Here is a 20656-nt window from a genome sequence, read left to right as displayed (position 1 = left end):
TGTGGGGCACGGATCCATGTGATCCGTGCCCCACAGTCGTAGCCGGGGCTTTTGCGGGCCTGGCGCGACGGGTAAGGTTAGGTTAGCCTCACCGAAACATCGGGACGGCGCAGCGATCGACCCCGTCGGGAGGTGAACCGCGTGTACGTCTGCTCCTGCTTCGGCATCACGGAACAGCAGGTCAAGAAGCATGCGGACGACGGGGCGTGCACGCCTCGCCAGATAGCCTCCGCCTGCAAGGCGGGCACGGACTGCGGCGGCTGCGTCCGCAGGATCCAGGCACTGCTCGGACGCGGCGACTGCCCGCGTCGCGAGCTCATCGAAGGGCGGACGGAGCCGACGGGCGCCCCTGCCGGTGCGCCCGTCACCTTCGCCGGTCCGCCGGACATCCGGCTCTCCGACGCCGCCTGAGCGGGCGGGCCGGGCGCGCCAGGGCCTCTCGCGGACCCGGGCCCCACGGACGGGCCGGGCGGGTCAGCTCTCCGGCTGCTCGATCAGCTGTGCGATGTAGAGCGGCTCCCCGAGCTTCTCCACCAGCTCCAGCTGGGTGTCGAGGTAGTCGATGTGGTGCTCCTCGTCCGCCAGGATCGACTCGAAGATGTTCGCCGAGGTGACGTCGCCCTTGGCGCGCATCACGTCGATGCCCCGCTTCAGGCGGTCGATCGCCTCCACCTCGACCTGGCGGTCGGCCTGGAACATCTCGGTGACCGTCTGGCCGACGCGAACGTGGAAGAGCCGCTGGTAGTTGGGCAGGCCCTCCAGGAAGAGGATCCGGTCAGTGAGGATCTCGGCGTGCTTCATCTCGTCGAACGACTCGGCCCGCGTGTACTTGGCGAGCTTCGTCCAGCCGAAGTTGTCCTGCATCTTGGCGTGCAGGAAGTACTGGTTGATGGCAGTCAATTCGGCGGTCAGCTGTTCGTTCAGAAACTCGAGGACCTCGGGGTCGCCCTGCATCGCAGAGGCTCCTTCCAACCGGTGAACTGGGCATGTTTGCGCCGCATCCTTGCATCGCACCCCGCAGCCGTCCAGTAAGTGCATGCTTAGTACGAGTTGCCCGAATCGGGTCTCCCCTGGTCATAACCACCCCTGCCTGTCTGTCACCATGGAGGCATGGGTCAGCCGGAAAGCCGGGAACGCGGCACAGCAGAGCAGTCCGGGCTACCGCCGGGGCAGCGACTGCAGCGTGGCTGGCCGGTCACCCATTACGGGCCGGTGCCCAAGTTCAAGCCCGACCGCTGGGAGTTCAGGGTCTTCGGGGCCACGGCGGACGGTGAGAAGCGCTGCTGGAACCACCAGGACTTCTCGGCGCTGCCGTACTCCTCGGTCGTCGCCGATCTCCACTGCGTGACGAAGTTCAGCATGCTCGGAGCCGAATGGGGCGGGGTCCTCGCGCGCTCGGTCGTGGAACTGGCGCCGCCCGCACCCCATGTCACCCATGTGATGGTCTGGGCCGAATACGGATTCAGCTCGAACCTGCGGCTGTCCGACTTCATGTCCGACCGCACGCTCTTCGCCACCCACAAGGACGGCGAACTCCTCACCGCCGAACACGGATTCCCGCTGCGGCTGGTCGTGCCGCACCTGTACGCCTGGAAGGGCCCCAAGTGGGTCCGCGGCATCGAGTACATGAGCGCCGACCGCCGCGGATTCTGGGAGGAGCGCGGCTACCACAACATCGGCGATCCGTGGAGCGAGCAGCGCTACTCCTACCAGGAGGAGCCCGGGGACGGCCCCGAGCTCTGACCCCGCGGCAGCCGGGTACACCCGCACGGAGTACCCCGTCGCGCTCACCTCACAGGCCGACAGGGCCCCGGAGTTCCTTCAGACGCGCCACGTCCGCCGCGTGCCCTTCCTTGCCGCCGGGCGTCTCGATGATCAGCGGCACCCCTTCGGTCGCCGGATGCGAGAACAGCTCCCGGAAGGGTTCGGCGCCGATGTTGCCCGCGCCGATGTTCTCGTGACGGTCCTTGTGCGCGCCCACGACGTCCTTGGAGTCATTGGCGTGGATCAGCTTCAGCCGGCCCTCGCCGACCGTCTCCACCAGCAGATCCAGGGTCTGCCGCATGCCGCCGTGGCCCGCCAGGTCGTGGCCCGCCGCGTAGATGTGGCAGGTGTCCAGGCAGATCCCCAGCTTGGGGTGGGAGTCCAGGGCCTCGAAGTACGGGCCGAAGTCCCAGGTCCGTGAACAGAGCGAGAATCCCTGCCCGGCCGTCGACTCCAGCAGCAGAAACGGATCGTCGTCATGGGTCAGCTCGTCGAGCAGCGGCCTCATGTGCGTACGCACCTGGGCGAGGGCCTCGGACCGCGGTCGCCCTCCGGTCGCCGACCCCGTGTGCACCACCACGCCCAGGGCGCCGATCTCCCTGGCCCGGCGCAACGAGTGGCGCAGCGACTCGACGGACCTCTCGACGGTGGCCTCGGTGTGCGAGCCGAAGTTGATCAGATACGGGGCGTGGACGTACGCGGGGATGGACTCCGCCGCGCACTCCGAGCGGAACAGCTCGTCCTGCGCCGGGTTTCCCTGCGGTGCCGCCCACCCGCGCGGATTGGCGACGAAGACCTGTACGGCCTCCGCCGCCAGCTCCCTCGCATAGCCGAGGCCGACCTTCGCGAGGCCCCCCGCCACCGGGACGTGACCGCCAACTGGGTTGCGCATGCGTACTAGAGACCCTTGGTCTTGATGGTGATCGTGGAGCCTTCCGGGGCCTGTTCGCCGCCGTCGACCGACTGACTCGCGATCGTGTCGCTGAAGGAGAGGAACGCGCGGTCGACCTTGACCTCGAACCCTGCCTCCTCCAGTGTGCTCCTGGCCTCGTCCACGTCCTTCCCGGTGACATCCGGGACGTCGAGCATGCGCGGGCCCTTGGAGACCGTGAGCTCGACGGTGTCGCCCTCCGCGGCCTCCGCGTCGTCGCCGGGCGTCTGGCGGGCGACGGTGCCCTCGGCCTCGACGGAGTCGACCCGGTCGGGCAGCACCTCGGCTCTGAGACCCGCCTCCTCCAACGCTGCCCTCGCCGCCTCGACGTCGAGCCCCGTGACGTCCGGGACGTCGACCGGGCTGCCCTTGCTGATGACCAGGGCGACCGCCGAGTCGGGGTGGCGATCGGTACCGATGGCAGGATCCGTACGGATCACCTCGCCCCGTGCGATCTCCTCGCTGAACTCCCGGGTCACCATCCCCGGCACCAGGCCGACCTTCTTCAGCTCGCGTCGGGCATCGGCGAGCGCGATGCCCTCGACGTCGGGCACCTGCACGATCTCCGGCCCGCGCGAGATCACCAGCCCCACCGCGTCATTGCCACGGATCCGCTCGCCCGATCCGGGATCGCTGCTGATCACCCTGCCGCGATCCACCGTGTCGCTGTAGGAACGCCTGACGCCCCCCACGTCGAGACCGGCGCCCGCGAGCCGCTTCTCCGCCGCCGTCTGGGTCTGGCCCAGCAGCGAAGGGACCCGGGTGAACTGCCCCGAATTGATGTACCAGACACCCGCACCGACTCCCAGGACCAGCAGGAGGGCCACGAGCGCCGTGAACATCCCGCGCCGGGATCCGGCGGCGAACCGCCGCCTGCGGCCACCCGTCCGCGGCGGCAGCGGGGGCATCTCCAGGCGGCTGGTGTGGTGCGCGGTGCCCTGGCCGGCCGGGATGACCCGCGGGATCACACTCGTACGGTCGTCGGCGCCGTCATGCGCCTCGGCGATCGCCTGCGGAGGCATCGCGTCCAGCTGCTCCTCGGTCAGACCGGCGCGCACCACGCGGGACCGGGCCAGCAGGGCCACCGCGTCATGGGGCCGGGCCTCGGGGTTGCGGGCGGCGGCGCCCGCAACCAGCTCGTCCAGCCCGGCGGCCAGGCCCGGAACCGCACGGGACGGGGCCGGGACGTCCTCGTTGAGGTGCTGGTAGATGACCTGTGCGGCGGTCTCACCGGTGTGCGGCTTGCCGCCGGTCAGCATCTCGTACAGCACGACTCCGCAGGCGTACACGTCGGCGCGGGTATCGGCCGTGCCGTGCTCGATCTGCTCCGGCGCGAGGTACGAGACGGTGCCCAGGAGCGAGCCGGTGGTGTCCGTGACGGTGCCCACCGCCCGTACGAGACCGAAGTCGGCGACCTTCACCCGGCCGTCGTCCCCTATCAGGACGTTCTCCGGCTTCATGTCGCGGTGGACGAAGCCCGCCCGGTGCGCGGCGCCGAGCGCGGCGAGGACCGGCTCCAGGATGTCCAGTGCGGCCCGCGGCTGCAGGGCGCCACGCTCGCGCAGGACATCGCGCAGGGTGCACCCCGCGACGTACTCCATCGCCAGGTACACGTACGCGCCCTGGGCGCCCTGGTCGAAGACGGCCACCACATTGGGGTGCGCCAGCCGGGCCACGGACTTGGCCTCACGGATGAAGCGCTCGACGAACGCGGCGTCGGTCGCCAGGGCCGGATGCATCACCTTGAGGGCGAGCACCCGGTCGAGACGGGTGTCCACGGCCCGGTAGACCGTGGCCATACCGCCGACGGCGATGCGCGCATCGATGCGGTAGCGGCCGTCGAGCAGCTGCCCGACGAGGGGGTCCTGGAGGGTCGTATCCACGGGTCGAGTCTACGAGTCGCCACGGACACGACGGACGGGCCGGGGCAGCCCGGGGACCGTTCTGAAGCCGAGCCGTGACAGGGGCATGTACGTGTTGTGACCTGGGAGCGGCCGGTGGAGCAGCCGTGCGAGCCGGTCGGGCGGCCGTGTCAGAAGGCCGGGCGCTCCGGATCCAGCACCGCCCGGCCCCCGGCGGGCGAGGACGCCTCGGCGAAATGCCGCCTCGGGATCCGGCCGGCCCGGTACGCCAGGCGCCCGCCGTCCACCGCGTGCCGCATCGCCGCCGCCATCAGCTCCGGCTCCTGCGCCCGGGTCACCGCTGAGGCGAGCATCACAGCGGCGCACCCCAGCTCCATCGCCAGCGCGGCGTCCGAAGCGGTCCCCGCCCCCGCGTCGAGGATCACCGGAACCGCGGCCTGCTCGATGATCAGCTGGAAGTTGTGCGGGTTGCGGATGCCGAGCCCGGAGCCGATGGGGGAGCCGAGCGGCATGATCGCCGCACACCCCACGTCCTGGAGTTTCCGGGCGAGGACCGGGTCGTCATTGGTGTACGGAAGGACGGTGAAGCCCTCGTCCGCGAGGGTCTCGGCGGCGTCGAGCAGCTCGATCGGATCGGGCAGCAGAGTCCGCTCGTCGGCCACGACCTCCAGCTTGATCCAGTCGGTGCCGAGCGCCTCCCTGGCCAGCCGGGCGGTCAGCACGGCCTCGCCCGCGGTGAAACAGCCGGCGGTGTTCGGCAGGACGCGGATGGAGAGCCGCTCCAGGACGGAGAGCACCGAGCCCTGAACGGTCGGGTCGAGCCGGCGCATCGCGACGGTGGTCAGCTCGGTTCCCGCGGCGATCAGGGAGCGCTCCAGCACCTCGAGGCTGGGCGCACCGCCCGTTCCCATGATCAGCCGGGACGAGAAGGTGGTGGAGCCGAGCGTGAAGAGATCGTCCGACATGGTCAGCCTCCCTGGACCGCGGTGAGGACCTCGACGCGGTCACCCTCGCCGAGGGCGGTGACGGGCCACTGGCTGCGCGGCACGACGGCCTCGTTGACCGCGGCGGCGACACCGGAGTGCGCCGTGGTCAGGGTCGCGACCAGGGTGTCCAGGGCGGTACCGGCCGGGACGCTGCGGTGCTCCCCGTTCACGGAGACGGAGACGGACGCGGACGCGGACGACGCAGGTGCAGAAACGGTGGTGGGCAGGGGCTCTGTCATGCGGGCTGCTCCTGAGGTGCTGAAGTGAGGGCTCCGGGGGAGGTGTTCGGTGAGGCGGGGCCCCGGCCGGAGGGCGCGAAGCGGCTCGGCGCGAAGGGGCGGGCCTCCGCGAGAAGTTCGCCGGTGGTCAGCACGTGGGCCATCACGTCACCGGTGACGGGCGTCAGCAGTACCCCGTTGCGGTGGTGACCTGTGGCGAGGTGCAGGCCCGGCAGGGCCGTCGGACCCAGCAGCGGGGCGTTGTCCGGAGATGCGGGACGCAGGCCCGCGCGGGTCTCGGTCAGCGGCAGTTCGGTGATGCCCGGCACCAGTTCGTGGGCGTCGCGCAGCAGTTCGTAGACCCCGCCCGCGGTGACCGTCGTGTCCCAGCCCATCTCCTCGCTGGTCGCGCCCACGACCAGCTCGCCGTTGGCGCGCGGGACGAGGTAGACGTGACTGCCGCGGACCACGGCCCGTACGGTCCGGCTGAGGAACGGGGCGTACGCGGGCGGCACGGCCAGCCGCAGCACCTGCCCCTTGACCGGGCGGACCGGTGGCACGACCTCCTCGGGGACCCCGGCGAGCCTGCCGCTGAGACTGCCTGCGGCCAGCACGACCTGGTCGGCGCTCAGCTCCGTACCGTCCGTGAGGACCGCTCCGGCCGCCCGGCCACCCGTCACACTGAGCCGCTCCGCCCGGGCCCGGCGGAAGACCACACCGGCCCGCTCGCACGCGGTGACCAGGGCCGAGGCCAGCCGGCGGGGATCCACCTGGTGGTCGCCGTCGGCCCGCAGCCCGCCGCGCACGCCGGGGGCGAGCATCGGCTCCAGCCGGCGGCACTCGCGGCCGCTCAGCCACTCCGACTGCAGCCCCGAACGCTGCTGCAGGGCGTGCAGCTCCCGCAGATGGGCCCGGTCGTCGGAGTCCAGTGCGACCGCCAGCGTGCCGCAGGCACGGAAGCCCGTCTCCTGCCCGCTCGCTTCCTCCAGTTCGGCCACGAACGCCGGATAGCGTGCGGCGGAGGCGACATTGAGGCCGAGCAGCGTCTGCTCGCCGTAGTGGAGTTCGGTGACGGCGGCGAGCATTCCGGCCGCGACCTGGGCCGCCCCGCCGCCCGGATCGGGATCGGCGACCGCGACGGACATGCCGCGCCCGGCCGCCCGCCACGCGGTCACCAGGCCGATGATGCCGCCCCCGACGACAAGGACGTCGGATCCGTTCTCGGAGATGCGCATGGGCGTCCAGCCCCTCCCTTCGCCGGCATGACCCGGATCAGGTTCGTACGGTCGGAGGCCGGCCAGCCTCCCTCTCAGCCCGGTGCGTCCGGGCTCCCGCGAGTGCCTTACGTTGGCCACCCTAAACCCCGCCGCCCGCAGCCAGTAAGGGAGCAGCCGCCGTGGCCCGTTCACTCGACGGACTCGTCCTGTCGCCCGTCGCAGACCAGGCACCCGGCCAGGTCGGCACCCGCACACGCTTCGCCTACCGGGAGCGGGAGGGACGGATCTGGGCCGCGTACGCGGGCGGTGACGTCGTTCGCGGACACCTCGTGGGCACCAGGGAGGGAGACACCCTGGACTTCCGTTATGTGCAGCTGAAGCAGGACGGAACGACCTCCGGCGGCCACTGCGTCTCGACCGTCACGGAACTTCCCGACGGCCGGGTGCGACTGGACGAGCGGTGGGAGTGGGAGTCCCAGGAGGGCAGCGGGACGAGCGTGGTGGAGGAGCTCCCCACCTGACGCAACGTCAGGTGACTAGGGTGGCCGGGTGAGCGAGCAGACGGAACAGCGGGAATCGGGACAGCAGCCGCGCCGGGTCGTGGTCGTCGGCGCGGGCATGGCCGGCGTGCAGACCGCCGTGGCCCTGCGCGAGCAGGGCTTCGCCGGTCAGGTCACCCTGATCGGCGCGGAACCGCACCAGCCGTACGACAGGCCGCCCCTGTCGAAGGCGGTCCTGCTCGGCAAGGCCGAGGACTCCGCATTCGACGTCGACTTCGAGGCGCTGGACATCACGCTGCGCCTGGGCCTCGACGTGAGCGGACTGCGCGCCGCCGCACACGAACTGGACACCCCCCAGGGCCCCGTCCCGTACGACGTGCTGGTCCTCGCCACCGGGGCCGAGCCCGTCGTCCTGCCCGGCTCCGAAGGTGTGCCCGGTGTCCATCTGCTCCGCACCGTCGACGATGCCGCACGGCTGCGGCCCGTCCTGGAGCGGCAGCACGACGTCGTGGTCGTGGGAGCCGGCTGGATCGGTGCCGAATTCGCCACCGCGGCCCGTGCCGCGGGCTGCGCGGTCACCGTCGTCGAAGCCGCCGAACGCCCCCTCGCGGGCACCCTGCCCGCCGACGTCGCCGCTCCGATGGCCCGCTGGTACGCCGACAGCGGAGCCGAACTCCTCACCGGCGCCCGGGTGGCGCGCGTCGACCCCGGAGCCGTCCACCTGGCGGACGGCCGGGTGATCCCCGCCGGAGCGGTGATCGTGGGCATCGGCGCCCGCCCCACCACCGGCTGGCTGGAAGACTCCGGCATCGCGCTCGGCCCGGACGGCTCGATCACCGCGGACGGTTCGCTGCGCACCTCCCTGCCCGACGTGTACGCGGTGGGTGACTGCGCCTCGTTCCCCTCCGCCCGCTACGGCGAGCGGCTGCTCGTCCATCACTGGGACAACGCCCTCCAGGGGCCCCGGACGCTCGCAGCCGCCCTCGCTGACGGGCAGCCCCGGACATACGACCCGGTGCCCTACTTCTGGTCCGAGCAGTTCGGCCGGTTCGTGCAGTACGCCGGTCACCACGCAGCAGCCGACACCATGCTGTGGCGCGGCGACCCGGCGGACCCGTCCTGGACGGTCTGCTGGCTGCGCGAAGGCGTTCTGGTGGCGGTGATCGCCGTCAGCCGGCCGCGCGACCTCGCCCAGGCCCGCAAGCTCATCGAAGCCGGGGCGCGCGTCGATCCGGTGCGTGCCGCGGACCCCTCCGTACCGCTGAGGACAGCGGCACTGTAGGACCCGGGTACCTCCTTACGGGCGGCCCGGCTACCGACTGTCGGTCCGGGATGGCAGGCTTGTCCCTGTGACCGAGATTGACGCAAAGATCGATGTTCTCGTCCCCGACTGGCTCCACCTTCCCGACATCGCGGAAATGCTCGATGTCGAGGTGACGCGCGTACGGCAGTTGGTCAAGGAGGGCCAGCTCATCGCCGTACGACGTGGTGAGAGGCGGACGCTCCAGGTACCTGCCGCCTTCATCGACGGCAACAAGGTGGTCAAGGGACTCGCAGGGACCCTGACGCTCCTGAGGGACGACGGCTACAGCGATGGAGAGATGTTGGAGTGGCTCTTCACCCCCGACCCGAGCCTGCCCGGTACGCCCGCGCAGGCGCTGAGTGAGAATCGCGGTACGGAGGTGAAGCGCCGGGCCCAGGCGCTCGCCGTCTGACCGGACGACCGTTCGCGGGGTGCGGGCCGTGCTGCACGGCCCGCACTCTGCCGTGACCGGCACCCGCCGGGCCGGCGACCATCGGGTCGTCGGCCTGCCGGGCCGACGACCTACTCAACGGGGGGAAATCCACCATGTCCACGCCTCGCTCGCTGCTGGCCGACGCCCGGCTCTACCTCTGCACGGACGCCCGCAGACAGCAGGGCGACCTTCCCGCGTTCCTCGATGCCGTGCTCTCCTCCGGCGTCGACATCGTGCAGTTGAGGGACAAGGGCATGGAAGCCGCCGAGGAGCTCGAACACCTGGCCGTGTTCGCGGACGCCTGCAAGCGGCACGGCAAACTCCTCGCGGTGAACGACCGGGCCGACGTCGCCCACGCCATCGGTTCCGACGTGCTGCACCTCGGGCAGGGCGATCTGCCGGTGCCCGCCGCCCGCGCCGTCATCGGCGCCGAGGCGGTGATCGGCCGCTCCACCCACGCCGAGTCCGAGGTCGACGCCGCCGTCGCCGAAACGGGCGTGGACTACTTCTGCACAGGCCCCTGCTGGCCCACCCCGACCAAGCCCGGCCGGCACGCCCCGGGTCTGGGGCTCGTCCGCTACGCCGCCTCACTCGACCAGCCGCGCCCCTGGTTCGCCATCGGCGGAATCGACGCGGGCAATCTGGACGAGGTGCTGGACGCGGGCGCACGACGGGTCGTGGTCGTGCGGGCGATCACCGAAGCGTCGGATCCCGCTGCGGCGGCCGCGGCACTCGCCGCGCGCGTCAGGGCGCGCACGGCCTGAGCAGGGCGCGCCTCGCGCTCCGGGGGAGCGGCTGTCCGAGGGGTGGACAGCAATCCCATTAATCCGGGCGAAAAGGCCCGGTCTGGTTGGGGTACCGCCGAGCCCTGGTTAACCTCCCAGTATGGCTCTCGGCACACCTTCCACCAGGACAGATCACGCTCGCACCGTGCGTGAGCTGCTCGCGACCGGCAAAACGTCGTACTCGTTCGAGTTCTGGGCGCCCAAGACCGAGAAGGGCGAACGGAACCTCTGGAACGCCCTGAGGCGGGTCGAGGCGGTGGGCCCGAGCTTCGTCTCCGTGACGTACGGAGCCGGCGGTTCGACGCGTGCGGGGACGGTGCGGGCGACCCAGCAGATCGCCGCCGACTCCACGCTCACCCCCGTCGCGCACCTCACCGCCGTCGACCACTCCGTCGCCCAGCTGCGCAACATGGTCGGGCAGTACGCCGACGCAGGCATCCGCAACATCCTCGCGGTGCGCGGAGACCCGCCGGGTGACCCGATGGCCGAGTGGGTCGAGCACCCGCAGGGCGTGCGGTACGCGGCGGATCTCGTCCGACTCATCAAGGAGTCCGGCGATTTCTGCGTCGGCGTCGCGGCCTTTCCCGAAATGCACCCGCGGTCGGCCGACTGGGACACCGACATCAGGCATTTCGTGGACAAGTGCCGCGCGGGTGCCGACTATGCGATCACCCAGATGTTCTTCCAGCCGGAGAGCTATCTGCAGATGCGTGACCGCGTCGTCGCTGCCGGTTGCGACACCCCCGTCATTCCCGAGGTGATGCCGCTCACCAGCGTCCGGCAGCTGGAGAGATTCGCGCAGCTCAGCAACGCGTCCCTGCCTTCCTCGCTGAAAGAGCGCATCCTCGCCGCGAAGGACGATCCCGCCGCTGTACGCTCCATTGGCATCGAGTTCGCCACGGAGTTCTGCGCGAAGCTGCTCTCCGAGGGTGTCCCGGGGCTGCACTTCATTACGCTCAACAACTCGACGGCAACACTCGAGATCTACGAGAATCTCGGACTGCACAAGCAGTCGTGACCGGCCGTACCCGCCACCAACCGGGGCGGTGGCCGTAGGAGGGGGCGGGCGTGGGCTGGACGGTCCTCTACATCGCATTCGGCGTCGTGGCGTTGTGGCTGCTGGGCGAGGTGCTGCTGCAGTACAAGGCGCGGCTGCGCTGGCGGCTGCTCGCCTTCGGCGGCTTCCTCGGTGTGGTTCTCGGTGTGCTGATTCCCTCCGTGCTGGTGATCGCCCTCGGCGCGATCGCCTTCGCGACGGGCCAGACGTATGTGACCCTCTCCTTCCGGCGGGGCTTCTCGACGGGCTGGGCCATAGGCGGCAGCCCCGGTGAGAGCCGCCGTCGCCGAGCGCCCGGCGGCGCACCCGGCCGGAAACCCACGCTCGAGGTCTCCGGCCTGGAGTACCAGGAACCCGTCCCGGACGCCGGGGAGGAGACCGCGGCATCCGCGGTCTACGAGCCGCAGCCGCTGCCGGACGACACCGGGCAGTACGGCATATACACCGATGCCGCCTACGCAGCCGCCGGCAGCCGGGAGCAGCAGGACGAGCAGCAGCAGTACGGCGCCTACGACCCGTACACCGACTACGCGCAGCCGGCCCAGGACACCTACAGCGGCCAGGGCGCCTACCAGGGCCAGGGTGACTATCCGGGCCAGGAGGCCTACCAGGGCCAAGGCCAGGACTCCTACACCGGCCAGTACGACTACGGCACACCGGCGCCGGACTACGCCCCCTACTCCGACCCGTACATCGGGACCGGCGCGGCAGCAGGCCCCGGCCAGTACACCTCGTACGACAGCTACGGCAACGGCTACGACAGCTACGGGGGCCAGCAGCAGTACACGGCCCCCTACGCCGAGCCGTACGCACCGGAGACGCCGCCGGGAGGCGTCTGGGTCCCGCAGCAGCGCGAGGGCGAGCAGTACCCCCCGCTGCCGCCCGAGCAGCCCGCCCCGTACGGCAACGGGTACGACACCGGCCAGAACGAGCAGTACCGCTACTGACCGTCCACGGTCAGGGTCGGTCACGGTCAGGGCCGGTCACGACGACGAGCGCTCTGCGGCTCACTGCGAGCCGCGGAAGCCGTCACCCTCCACCACGAGCCCCGCGACCAGGGCACCCGACATCCCGGCGTGCGCCAGTCCGCCGCCGGGATGCGACCAGCCGCCCGCCAGATACAGGCCGGACATTCCGGTGCGGTTCCCGGAGTGCAGGTACGTGCCCCGTGCTCCCGCCAGCGCGGGCGCGGGCACCGAACCGCCCTCGGCGCCGGTCTCGGCGGCGGTCTCGGCAGGGGTGCGCACCTCGGCGTGGAGTATGCGCTCCCGCAGCCCGGGAACGGCTACGCGGGCGCGATCGATCAGCACGTCCGCGTACCGCTCGCGCAGCGCCGCGTCCGTCCAGTCGACCGGACCGTGCGGGGCCACCGTCGCCATCAGGGTCACCGCCTCGTGCGCCTCGTCGGGGCGGGTCGTGGGGTCGTCGGGACGCAGCACCGTCACGGTGGGCCGCTCCGCGGTCCGTCCGCCGAACACCGCGTCCTGCTCAGCGGCCCCGTCCTCGCCGTGCACCACGCTCCGGTGCACCGCACCTGCCTCCCGGGCGCCGCGCAGCGACAGCAGCACCAGGAAGCGGCCCGGCACCGGACCCTGCCCGTCCTCCTGTGCTTCTCCTGCTTCCGGGCCGGGCCGCCCCTCCTGACCGGACAGCAGCCCGGGCCACGGCTGCGCGCCCAGGACCACATGATCGGCCTCGACGCTCTCGCCGTCCGCCAGTTCGACGCCCGTGGCCCGTCCGTCCTTCTCGGTCACCCGGACCACCTCGGCACCGAAGACGAACGTCACACGGCGCGCCAGGCACCGCTCGTACACCGCCTCGGCGAGCGCACGCATGCCCCCGGCGACGTACCAGCTGCCGAAGGTCTCCTCCATGTAGGGCAGCAGGGCGGCGGCCGCGGGGGCGCGGCGGGGGTCCAGGCCGTACGACAGGGCGTACCCGTCGAGCAGGGCGGCCAGCCGGGGGTCCGCCAGCTCCCACGCACCGATCTCGGCGACCGTGCCCGCCTCCCGGACGGACAGCAGCCTGCGTCGGCGGAGCGCGGGGTAGGGATCGCGGCCCAGCACCTGCCGGTCGTCCCGCAGGGGCTCCTCCAGCAGCGGCCTGCGCGAACGGTCCCACGCCGTCCCCGCCCGGTCCAGGAACTCCCCCCAGCGGGCTCCCGCTCCCTTGCCGAGTGCCCCGTCCAGTGCGCCGACGACCCCGGCCCGCGAGGCGTTCGGCAGGGAGACCGCGGTGCCGTCCGCGAAATGGTGGCGGCTCGCAGGGTCGACCTGGGTGAGCGTGACACGCTGCTCCAGGGGTTCCTTGCCGGTCTTGACGAACAGGTCGCGATAGACCGCGGGAAGGTGCAGCAGCGAGGGCCCGGTGTCGAAGACGAACCCCTCACGGGCATACCGGCCGAGCGAGCCGCCGAAGGTCCGGGACCGCTCGTACACCGTCACCCGGTGGCCTGCCACGGCCAGCCGGGCGGCCGCTGCCATCGCGCCCGCCCCGGCGCCGATCACCGCAATTCGTGCCATGTCAGTGACCCTAAGGGGTGGCACCGACAGCTCACTCCTGAGGCCGGTGCCCGCCCGCTTCGGCCATGCGTTTCTCTTCGCGTCGCTGTGCTCTGCGACGCAGGAAGCGCCGGATGCGCGAGGCGAGGAAGAGCAGTATCACCAGGCCGAGCACCAGAAGCGTCGCGGCGATGACGGCCGCGGCCACGGGGTTGAACAGGGCGAAGGTGATGATTCCGGCGACTCCGAGGTCCTCCGCGACGCTCACCGCGACGTTGCTGAACGGTTCGGGTGAGGTGTTGACCGCCATCCTGGTGCCCGCCTTCACCAGATGGCTCATCAGCGCGGTGGAACCGCCGACCGCCGCGGCCGCGAGCTCCGGCAGCGATCCGCTCTCGCCCGCCAGCAGGGCCGCGACGACCGCCCCGGCGACCGGGCGTACGACCGTGTGGACCGCGTCCCAGGCCGAGTCCACGTAGGGGATCTTGTCGGCCACCGCCTCGAGCAGGAAGAGCACCCCGGCCGCCACGAGCACATCGGTGCGCTGCAGCGACTCGGGCACCTCGTCGGTGAGCCCGGTCGCGCCGAAGACGCCGAGCAGCAGGACCACCGCGTAGGCGTTGATCCCGCTCGCCCAGCCACTCGTGAACACCAGGGGGAGTACGGACACGGACGCGATCGTAACCAGTCGCCGCCGGCCCCGGGTGGGCCCCCGCACACAGCTCTGAGTATGCGTACCTAGTGGGGGAGATGAGTAGGGACGCGGATGGGCCTCCACCTGCACGGACGGCAGAGTGGAGACCACGGAAGGGGCGCAGTGCCCGGACCGCCGGCACGGGGCGGCGGAACGGCGCGGCACTCCGGACGCAACGGGGGTGTACGACGCGGAGCCCGGGGACCACGGGGGAATCGGGGTCACGGGGAAGGGCGCCGCGAAAGCACCGAGGACGCCGGTCCGGTGGACATTCGAGGGGGATCGAATTCCACCGGGCCGGCGTCTTCGTGTGCCGTGTGCTCCCGGGTCGCCTCAGCGTCCGCTGACGCGCCCGTGCAGCAGCAGGGACAGGGCCGAGTGCACGTCGTCGATCGACCGCTCCGGCTGGAACGCCTGCCAGTCGAGCGCCGCCACCAGGACCATCCCGACGAGTGCGGCGGCCGTCAGCTGGATGTCGATCTCCTCGCTGAGCTCACCGTTCGCGACACCTTCCCGGAGCACGCCCTCGACCACCGCGACAGCCTCCTGGCGCAGCACCAGGAGGGTCGACTGCCAGGCGCGGTTGGTGCGCCAGAGCTCGGCGACGTACAGCTGGGTGAAGGCCGGATAGCGGTCGATGAAGACCAGACCGGCCCGGATCATCGCGTCCAGGGCCTCCACCCGGGTGCCGTCGCGCTCGTCGGTCTCCTCGGCCGCGGAGCGGAGCGACTGCGTGAGCAGTCCGACGCCGTGCCGCAGCAGCTCCTCGAAGAGTTCGGTCTTGCTCTTGAAGTTGTAGTAGACCGTGCCCTTGGCCACCCCGGCACGCTCGGCGATCTCGTCCACCGTGGTCGCCGAGAAGCCCTTCTCCGCGATGAGGGTCACAGCCGCCTCGTAGAGCTTCTGCCGCGTGGCCTGGCGGCGCGTGGTGCTACTGCTGTCCATACGGTCGATTCTCACAGGTCCCGGCGCACTCACAGACTGAGCTCCGGATGCAGCCGGTCCAGGGTCCACACCTGCTTGCGGCGGGCGGAGAGCGCCGTCAGTGCCAGAGCCCCCGCGGTGAAGGCCAGCAGCACGGCGCAGGCCTGCCAGACCGGGCCGAGCCCGCCCCCGGTGATCAGCCGGCGCAGCCCCTCCACGACGTACGTCATCGGCAGGTAGGGGTGGATCGCGCCGAAGAAGCCGGGGCTGGTCTGGACGGGGTACGTGCCACCTGCGGAGGTCAGCTGGAGCATCAGCACCGCCAGCACGAGGATCCGTCCCGCCGCGCCGAAGCGTGCGTTCAGCCACTGGACGATCGCGGCGAAGCAGCAGGTGACCAGGGCCAGGAAGCCGATCGTCCCGGCGGCGTGCGCCATCTGCAGGCCGAGCCGCCAGTGCAGCACGGACATCAGGGCGACCACCTGGAGCAGGCCGATCGCGGCGACCGGCAGCCAGCCGGCGAGGGCGATGCGCCAGGCCGGTGCGCCGGCCGAGAGCGCACGCCGGTTGAGCGGCTGGATCAGCATGTACGCCACCATCGCCCCCACCCAGAGGGAGAGCGGGATGAAGTACGGGGCGAAGCCGGTGCCGTAGTTGGGAGCCGCGTGCAGCGACGAGGAGGCCAACTGCACGGGGTCGGCCATGACACCGGTACGGGCGTCGCGGTCTTTCTTGTCGTAGTCCGGGATCCTGCCGACACCGTCGTTCAGCCCCTGGGCCAGGGTCGCGGACCCGTCACTGAGCCGGAACAGCCCGCTGTCCAGACTCTTGGCCCCCTTCTTGAGCTTCCCGAGCCCGCTGTCCAGATTCGCGGACCCGGTCTTCGCGGTACCGAGCCCCGTGTGAAGTGCGTCGGCGCCCTTGGCGACCTTGTGGGCACCGGTGTTGAGCGAGTTGATCTTCGAGACGGCGGACTCCAGGTCCGTGTCCAGGTTCGGCGAACGCTCGGCGAGGGCGTCGGCCTGCTTCTGCAGGGTGGTCAGCTGGGCGCGCAGCTTCTTCAGGTCCCCGTTCTGGTTGGTGGCCAGGGTGTTCAGGTCGTCGGAGACCTTCGCGACATCGGCAGCCGCGGTCCTGGCGCGCTTCAGCTGCGGGCACACGCCCGGGTCGGGCAGCGGCTGCTCCGTGCAGCGGATGCGGTAGACGTCGGCCAGATCGTCGGAGGCCGCGTGGGCGGCGGCCGACGCGGTGGGCGCGGCCTCGACCAGCAGATCGAGGTTGTCCCGCACGGTCTTCGAGGAGTCGGCGACCAGCCGCGCCGTGGCCCCGATCGTCCTGCCGTTGTCCTTCAGGAACGGACGGACGTCGCCGGCGACCTTGTTGACCTTGTCGGCGAGGAGCTGGGTACCGGAGGCGACCTGCCGGGATCCGGTCTCGAGGTCGCCGGCACCCTTGTTGAGCCTGACGATCCCTGCGGACAGGGTGCCGCTGCCCGCCTTGGCGTCCTTGAGCCCGGCCGCGAGGTCCTTCGAGCCCTTCTTCGCCTTGGCGACGCCGCCCTTGAGGTCGTCGGCGCCCGCGGCAGCCTTCGCCGTCGCGTCATGGAGGCCGGAGAAGTTGATGAAGATCCGGTCGAGGAAACCGCGTGAGGCCTTCGTCGACGCGGCGCTGCGGACCTCGGCGAACACGGTCCGGGAGATCTGCCCGACGATGTAGTTGTTGGCGTCGTTCGTACGGACCTGCAGGGCGCCGGTCTCCGGGGAGTCGCCGGAACTCGATGCGATCCGCCTGCTGAAGTCGGACGGCATGGTCAGCGAGAGGTAGTACGTTCCGTCCTCGACGCCCCTGCGGGCCTCGGCGGAGTCGACCTCGTGCCAGTCGAAGACCTTGGAGTCGAGGAGCCTGCCGGCTATCTCGTCGCCTGCCGCGACGCGCTTGCCCTCCGCGCTCGCGCCCCTGTCGTCGTTGACGAGCGCGACGGGAATCCTGTCGAGCCGCCCGTACGGATCCCAGAAGGACCACAGGTACAGGGCCCCGTACAGCAGGGGGAGCAGCAGGAGGGCCACGAGTGCGGCCCGCGGCATCCGGCCCCTGCCGAACCGCCTCAGCTCAAGCGCGGCCAGTTTCGGCGATCGCATCGGCCGTCCCCTCTCCGGTCGTGTCGTCCTCGGTCGGCGCGTTCTCGCTCATGTCGTTCCCGGCGGTGTCGGTCGCGGCGGTGTCGTTCCCAGCGGTGTCGTTCCTGGCGGTGTCGTTTTCGCCGGTGGAGCCGCCGGCCGCTCCGTCCGGCTGCTCGCGCGTGGCGCCTGTTCCGGTCCGTACGGTCAACGCGTCCTCAGGTGCCTCGCTGCACACGGCGAGCACCGTCGTCCCGGCGTCCGCGAGGGCGCCCAGCAGCTCCCAGGCCTCGGCACGGTCCGCGTCCGAGAGCTTGAGGTCGGTGTCGTCCACCGCGAGGAGCCGGGGCCTGGCCATCAGTGCGAGGGCGAGGGACAGCCGCAGGGCTTCGAGCCTCTCCAGGTCCCGTACGGAGGTCCGCTCGGCCTTGGGCAGGGCGGACGTGTCCAGACGGACGGCCTCCAGCGCGGCGTCGACGGCGGCCCGGGCCGTCGCCCTCCGCCGGGCCCGGGGCTCCAGCAGGGTGCCCAGGGATCCGTCGAAGCGGCGCTGCAGCAGGGCCCGTTCACGCAGATGCTCGGCGACGGTGAAGGCGGGGTCGAGTTCGCTGACCCCGGGCACCGGGCCCAGCGAGCTGATCCTTCGGACGGCGGCGAGCCGGCCGGGCATGCGCTGACCACCGACCTCCGCGTGCCCCTGAGTGGAGCGCATCCGGCCGGTGAGCGCGAGCAGCAGGCAGGTACGGCCCGAGCCGGACGGACCCTCGATCGCGACGAGCGTTCCGGGATCCGCGGTGAAGTCCACTCCCCGGAAGGCCCAGCCGCGCGGCCCTTCGAGCCCGAAGTCCTCGGCGCTCACTTCCGCCCCGTGCGGGCTGTCCACAACCCCACCCCCATTTTTGAACTGACCAGTCAGTGCAAAAAAACTAGCCCGAACTCGCGCTCGAAGCAAAGTGCCAGGTCAGCGATAGCAGGGAAGGGATTGTCAGTGGTGGCCGTCACGATGGATACATACGGCCACGAAGCCGTCACACGACGACAGGAGGTTCGTCATGGCCAGCTCGTCCGCAGCCGCCGCTCCGCGGCGCCGCGCAGGCAGCCCTGCCCCCTCACTGACCGGTCCGGCAACCGACGTCCACCCCGTTACGCGTCGCACCACTGCGCCGCCCGCCGCTCTCGATCTGCTCGTCCAGGCCCACTCGGGCCTCGACGAGGCCGCCGTACTCGACGTGCCGAACGAGCGGTACGCCACCGCTCACCTCGCCGCGCTGCGTACCGCAGCCGCCGTGCTCGCCGCCCGTGGCCGTCCCGAAACCAGCAGGCGCCGCCGGGAGAGGATCCGCAGCGCCTGGGAGGTCCTCCCGGAGATAGCCCCCGAACTCACCGAATGGAGCGCCCTGTTCGCCTCCGGGGCCCCGCGCAGGGCCCGGGCGGAGGCCGGTATACCGGGCGCGGCCACCAGCCGCGACGCCGACGATCTGCTGAGGGACGCCGCCATGTTCCTGCGCCTGGTCGAGCGGCTCCTGGTGCTCCAGCCGGTCCTTCCGCAGCCACGGAAGGACCGGCCCCGGTAACAGGCCGGGAGGCGGTGCGACGCGGGGTGACCGGGACGGCGGTGCAAGGCAATAGGGTGGAGAGCCCGTACCACCTGCACCGTTCACGCTCCGCCGTCCGTGGCGGCATCGTGCCGAGGAGTCAACTGCCGTGTCGGATCAGCTGCGCCCCCGTGCCTCCCTCCGTACCGCCGTGGTCTGGGAGGTCCTGAAGGACGCTCTCGAGCGCCGCGTCAAGGCGACCGGCAGGGACGCCCTGGACGTACTGGACACGGGCGGCGGCACCGGCAACTTCGCGGTGCCCGTCGCCCGTCTCGGTCACCGGGTCACCGTCGTCGACCCCAGCCCCAACGCGCTGTTCGCGCTGGAGCGCCGCGCCGCCGAGGCCGGGGTGGCCGACCGGGTCCGCGGCGTTCAGGGCGACATCCTCGGCCTGTTCGACGTCGTGGAGCGCACCGGCTACGACGCGGTCCTGTGCCACGGTGTCCTGGAGTACGTGGACGACCCCGCCGAAGGCGTACGGAACGCGGTCGACGCGCTTCGCCCGTCCGGTGCGCTCAGCCTGCTGGGCGCCGGTATCGGCGGTGCCGTCCTGGCCCGCGCGCTCGCCGGGCACTTCACCGAGGCCAAGCAGGCGCTGACGGACCCGGCGGGGCGCTGGGGGGAGGGCGACCCCGTGCCGCGCAGGTTCACCGCCGACCAGCTCGCCGGGCTGGTGTCGGCCGCAGGGGTGGAGGTCGGCGCGGTCCACGGTGTGCGGGTGTTCGCGGACCTCGTGCCGGGGGTTCTCGTGGACACCGAGTCGGGCGCGCTGGATGCGCTCCTGAGGCTCGAGGCCGCCGTCGCGGAACTGCCGGCGTTCCATTCGGTGGCGACCCAGCTGCACGTTCTGGGCGAGAAGCGCGCCTGAGCGATGACGCGGACACGGCCCGAACGCGGCCGTGGAGCGGCCGGAGCACGGCTGATCAGCAACGCAGCTGCAGACGGAGTACGGCCCAGAACACCCGATCGGGGCGCAGGCCCCGTATGATCGGGTGACACCATCCGGCATGACGGATCGGCGGTCGGGGAATCTACGCCTCAGCAGCCGGACCGACATGGCGGTCCGGACTGGCTATGGCTAGAGGGCGGGTTTCACGGGGGCGAATCCCTGCCTATTCTGGAAGGGCCGCATACCGGTCGCCCCCCGCGGCCGACGACGAGGAGGACTCCGTGCCGCTCTCGGAGCACGAGCAGCGAATGCTCGAGCAGATGGAGCGAGCGCTGTACGCCGAAGATCCCAAGTTCGCGACAGCGCTTGAGGGAAGCGGGCTGCGCAGGTACACCCGGCGACGGGTCTACCAGGCGGTGGCCGGTTTTCTGGTGGGTATCGCGCTCCTCATGGCCGGAATGGTCGCCCAGCAGATCTGGATCAGCGTGGTGGGCTTCCTCGTCATGCTGGGCTGTGCCGTGCTGGCGGTCACCGGGTGGCGCAAAGCGCCCAAGCCCGGCGAGCAGCCGCAGGCGGGGAGCGAGAGCGGGGGCGGAGGCGAACGCCGACATCCCAAGCAGCGCCGGTCGATGATGAACCGGATCGAGCAACGGTGGCAGCGCCGCCGCGACGAACAGGGCCAGTGAACCCCCGGTTCGGCAGGCGTCGGTCCGCCCGGCCCTGATCCGTACCGCGAACACCGAAACTTGCTGCAGGACTCACGAGTGAGGGGCGGCCGCATCTCTGCGGCCGCCCAGACCAAATCATACGATTTCACTACGGATACGGCTTACAAGCACTTCCGGCTGGACATCACGAAGAACAACGGCGCCGCCGACGC

General features: G+C 71.2%; 22 protein-coding genes and 1 riboswitch. Of the genes, 11 read left to right on the top strand and 11 right to left on the bottom strand.

What is annotated here, in order from left to right; translation table 11 throughout:
* Positions 1-141: 141 nt before the first annotated feature.
* The gene (locus ABZS61_RS00110; protein WP_356413678.1) at positions 142-411 is read left to right on the top strand and encodes a (2Fe-2S)-binding protein; all 270 of its coding nucleotides are present in this window, start codon (positions 142-144) and stop codon (positions 409-411) included.
* Between the two features lie 63 nt (positions 412-474).
* On the opposite strand, the gene bfr is transcribed toward ABZS61_RS00110, so the two are convergent.
* Complete coding sequence (gene bfr / locus ABZS61_RS00105) at positions 475-954, bottom strand: bacterioferritin (protein ID WP_329211947.1); 480 nt, start codon at positions 952-954, stop codon at positions 475-477.
* 156 nt (positions 955-1110) lie between these two features.
* Here bfr and ABZS61_RS00100 point away from each other — a divergent pair, with 156 nt between their 5' ends.
* On the top strand, positions 1111-1743 hold the full coding sequence (locus ABZS61_RS00100; RefSeq protein ID WP_356413673.1) for a sulfite oxidase-like oxidoreductase: 633 nt from the start codon (positions 1111-1113) through the stop codon (positions 1741-1743).
* 49 nt (positions 1744-1792) lie between these two features.
* Here the strand turns inward: ABZS61_RS00100 and ABZS61_RS00095 are convergent, their stop codons facing one another.
* The 5 genes from ABZS61_RS00095 to thiO all read right to left on the bottom strand — a co-directional run bounded on the left by ABZS61_RS00095 (position 1793) and on the right by thiO (position 6996).
* Positions 1793-2656 carry a deoxyribonuclease IV gene (locus ABZS61_RS00095; RefSeq protein WP_356413670.1) on the bottom strand — a complete coding sequence of 288 codons (864 nt, stop codon included), beginning with the start codon at positions 2654-2656 and terminating at the stop codon, positions 1793-1795.
* A gap of 5 nt (positions 2657-2661) precedes the next feature.
* Positions 2662-4578, bottom strand: a complete 1917-nt coding sequence (gene pknB, locus ABZS61_RS00090) for a Stk1 family PASTA domain-containing Ser/Thr kinase (protein ID WP_356413667.1) — start codon at positions 4576-4578, stop codon at positions 2662-2664.
* Positions 4579-4727: 149 nt separating this feature from the next.
* Positions 4728-5522, bottom strand: a complete 795-nt coding sequence (locus tag ABZS61_RS00085; protein ID WP_356413664.1) for a thiazole synthase — start codon at positions 5520-5522, stop codon at positions 4728-4730.
* 2 nt (positions 5523-5524) lie between these two features.
* A complete protein-coding gene (gene thiS / locus ABZS61_RS00080; protein ID WP_356413661.1) occupies positions 5525-5782 on the bottom strand; it encodes a sulfur carrier protein ThiS in 258 nt (85 codons plus the stop codon).
* On the bottom strand, positions 5779-6996 hold the full coding sequence (gene thiO / locus ABZS61_RS00075; RefSeq protein WP_356413658.1) for a glycine oxidase ThiO: 1218 nt from the start codon (positions 6994-6996) through the stop codon (positions 5779-5781). Before thiO ends, thiS begins: the two co-directional genes overlap by 4 nt.
* A riboswitch (TPP riboswitch) is annotated at positions 6994-7106 on the bottom strand. Its footprint overlaps the gene before it by 3 nt.
* A gap of 51 nt (positions 7107-7157) precedes the next feature.
* Between thiO and ABZS61_RS00070 the strand changes: the two genes are divergently transcribed.
* The 6 genes from ABZS61_RS00070 to ABZS61_RS00045 all read left to right on the top strand — a co-directional run bounded on the left by ABZS61_RS00070 (position 7158) and on the right by ABZS61_RS00045 (position 12003).
* Entirely contained in the window at positions 7158-7499 is a 342-nt protein-coding gene (locus tag ABZS61_RS00070; protein WP_356413656.1) for a hypothetical protein, read from the top strand.
* A gap of 28 nt (positions 7500-7527) precedes the next feature.
* Positions 7528-8760 carry an FAD-dependent oxidoreductase gene (locus tag ABZS61_RS00065; protein ID WP_356413653.1) on the top strand — a complete coding sequence of 411 codons (1233 nt, stop codon included), beginning with the start codon at positions 7528-7530 and terminating at the stop codon, positions 8758-8760.
* 67 nt (positions 8761-8827) lie between these two features.
* Entirely contained in the window at positions 8828-9193 is a 366-nt protein-coding gene (locus ABZS61_RS00060) for an Rv2175c family DNA-binding protein (RefSeq protein ID WP_356413651.1), read from the top strand.
* A gap of 134 nt (positions 9194-9327) precedes the next feature.
* On the top strand, positions 9328-9978 hold the full coding sequence (gene thiE / locus ABZS61_RS00055) for a thiamine phosphate synthase (protein WP_356413649.1): 651 nt from the start codon (positions 9328-9330) through the stop codon (positions 9976-9978).
* Positions 9979-10099: 121 nt separating this feature from the next.
* Positions 10100-11017, top strand: a complete 918-nt coding sequence (gene metF / locus ABZS61_RS00050; protein ID WP_356413646.1) for a methylenetetrahydrofolate reductase [NAD(P)H] — start codon at positions 10100-10102, stop codon at positions 11015-11017.
* A 50-nt stretch (positions 11018-11067) separates the two neighbouring features.
* Entirely contained in the window at positions 11068-12003 is a 936-nt protein-coding gene (locus ABZS61_RS00045) for a hypothetical protein (RefSeq protein ID WP_356413643.1), read from the top strand.
* A 60-nt stretch (positions 12004-12063) separates the two neighbouring features.
* On the opposite strand, the gene ABZS61_RS00040 is transcribed toward ABZS61_RS00045, so the two are convergent.
* From ABZS61_RS00040 to ABZS61_RS00020, 5 genes are all read right to left on the bottom strand, one after another.
* On the bottom strand, positions 12064-13578 hold the full coding sequence (locus ABZS61_RS00040) for an NAD(P)/FAD-dependent oxidoreductase (RefSeq protein WP_356413640.1): 1515 nt from the start codon (positions 13576-13578) through the stop codon (positions 12064-12066).
* A gap of 31 nt (positions 13579-13609) precedes the next feature.
* Positions 13610-14227: a DUF4126 domain-containing protein gene (locus ABZS61_RS00035; protein ID WP_356413637.1), complete on the bottom strand. Its 618-nt coding sequence runs from the start codon at positions 14225-14227 to the stop codon at positions 13610-13612.
* 357 nt (positions 14228-14584) lie between these two features.
* Positions 14585-15196, bottom strand: coding sequence for a TetR/AcrR family transcriptional regulator (locus ABZS61_RS00030; protein WP_329211977.1), 612 nt, complete (start codon positions 15194-15196; stop codon positions 14585-14587).
* Between the two features lie 29 nt (positions 15197-15225).
* Positions 15226-17313, bottom strand: coding sequence for a YhgE/Pip domain-containing protein (locus tag ABZS61_RS00025; protein ID WP_356413633.1), 2088 nt, complete (start codon positions 17311-17313; stop codon positions 15226-15228).
* Complete coding sequence (locus ABZS61_RS00020; RefSeq protein WP_356413630.1) at positions 17285-18175, bottom strand: ATP-binding cassette domain-containing protein; 891 nt, start codon at positions 18173-18175, stop codon at positions 17285-17287. The genes ABZS61_RS00025 and ABZS61_RS00020 overlap by 29 nt, the downstream gene beginning before the upstream one ends.
* 169 nt (positions 18176-18344) lie before the next feature.
* On the opposite strand from ABZS61_RS00020, the gene ABZS61_RS00015 reads away from it, so the two are divergent.
* The 3 genes from ABZS61_RS00015 to ABZS61_RS00005 all read left to right on the top strand — a co-directional run bounded on the left by ABZS61_RS00015 (position 18345) and on the right by ABZS61_RS00005 (position 20462).
* Positions 18345-18866, top strand: coding sequence for an SAV_6107 family HEPN domain-containing protein (locus tag ABZS61_RS00015; RefSeq protein ID WP_356413628.1), 522 nt, complete (start codon positions 18345-18347; stop codon positions 18864-18866).
* Positions 18867-18996: 130 nt separating this feature from the next.
* The gene (locus ABZS61_RS00010) at positions 18997-19755 is read left to right on the top strand and encodes a methyltransferase (RefSeq protein ID WP_356413625.1); all 759 of its coding nucleotides are present in this window, start codon (positions 18997-18999) and stop codon (positions 19753-19755) included.
* 302 nt (positions 19756-20057) lie between these two features.
* Positions 20058-20462, top strand: coding sequence for a DUF3040 domain-containing protein (locus tag ABZS61_RS00005; protein WP_351175133.1), 405 nt, complete (start codon positions 20058-20060; stop codon positions 20460-20462).
* Positions 20463-20656: the final 194 nt, after the last annotated feature.

The organism is Streptomyces sp. NPDC005566, from assembly GCF_040605575.1.
Classification (GTDB): domain Bacteria; phylum Actinomycetota; class Actinomycetes; order Streptomycetales; family Streptomycetaceae; genus Streptomyces.
This window is presented reverse-complemented; position numbering and strand designations above follow the sequence as displayed.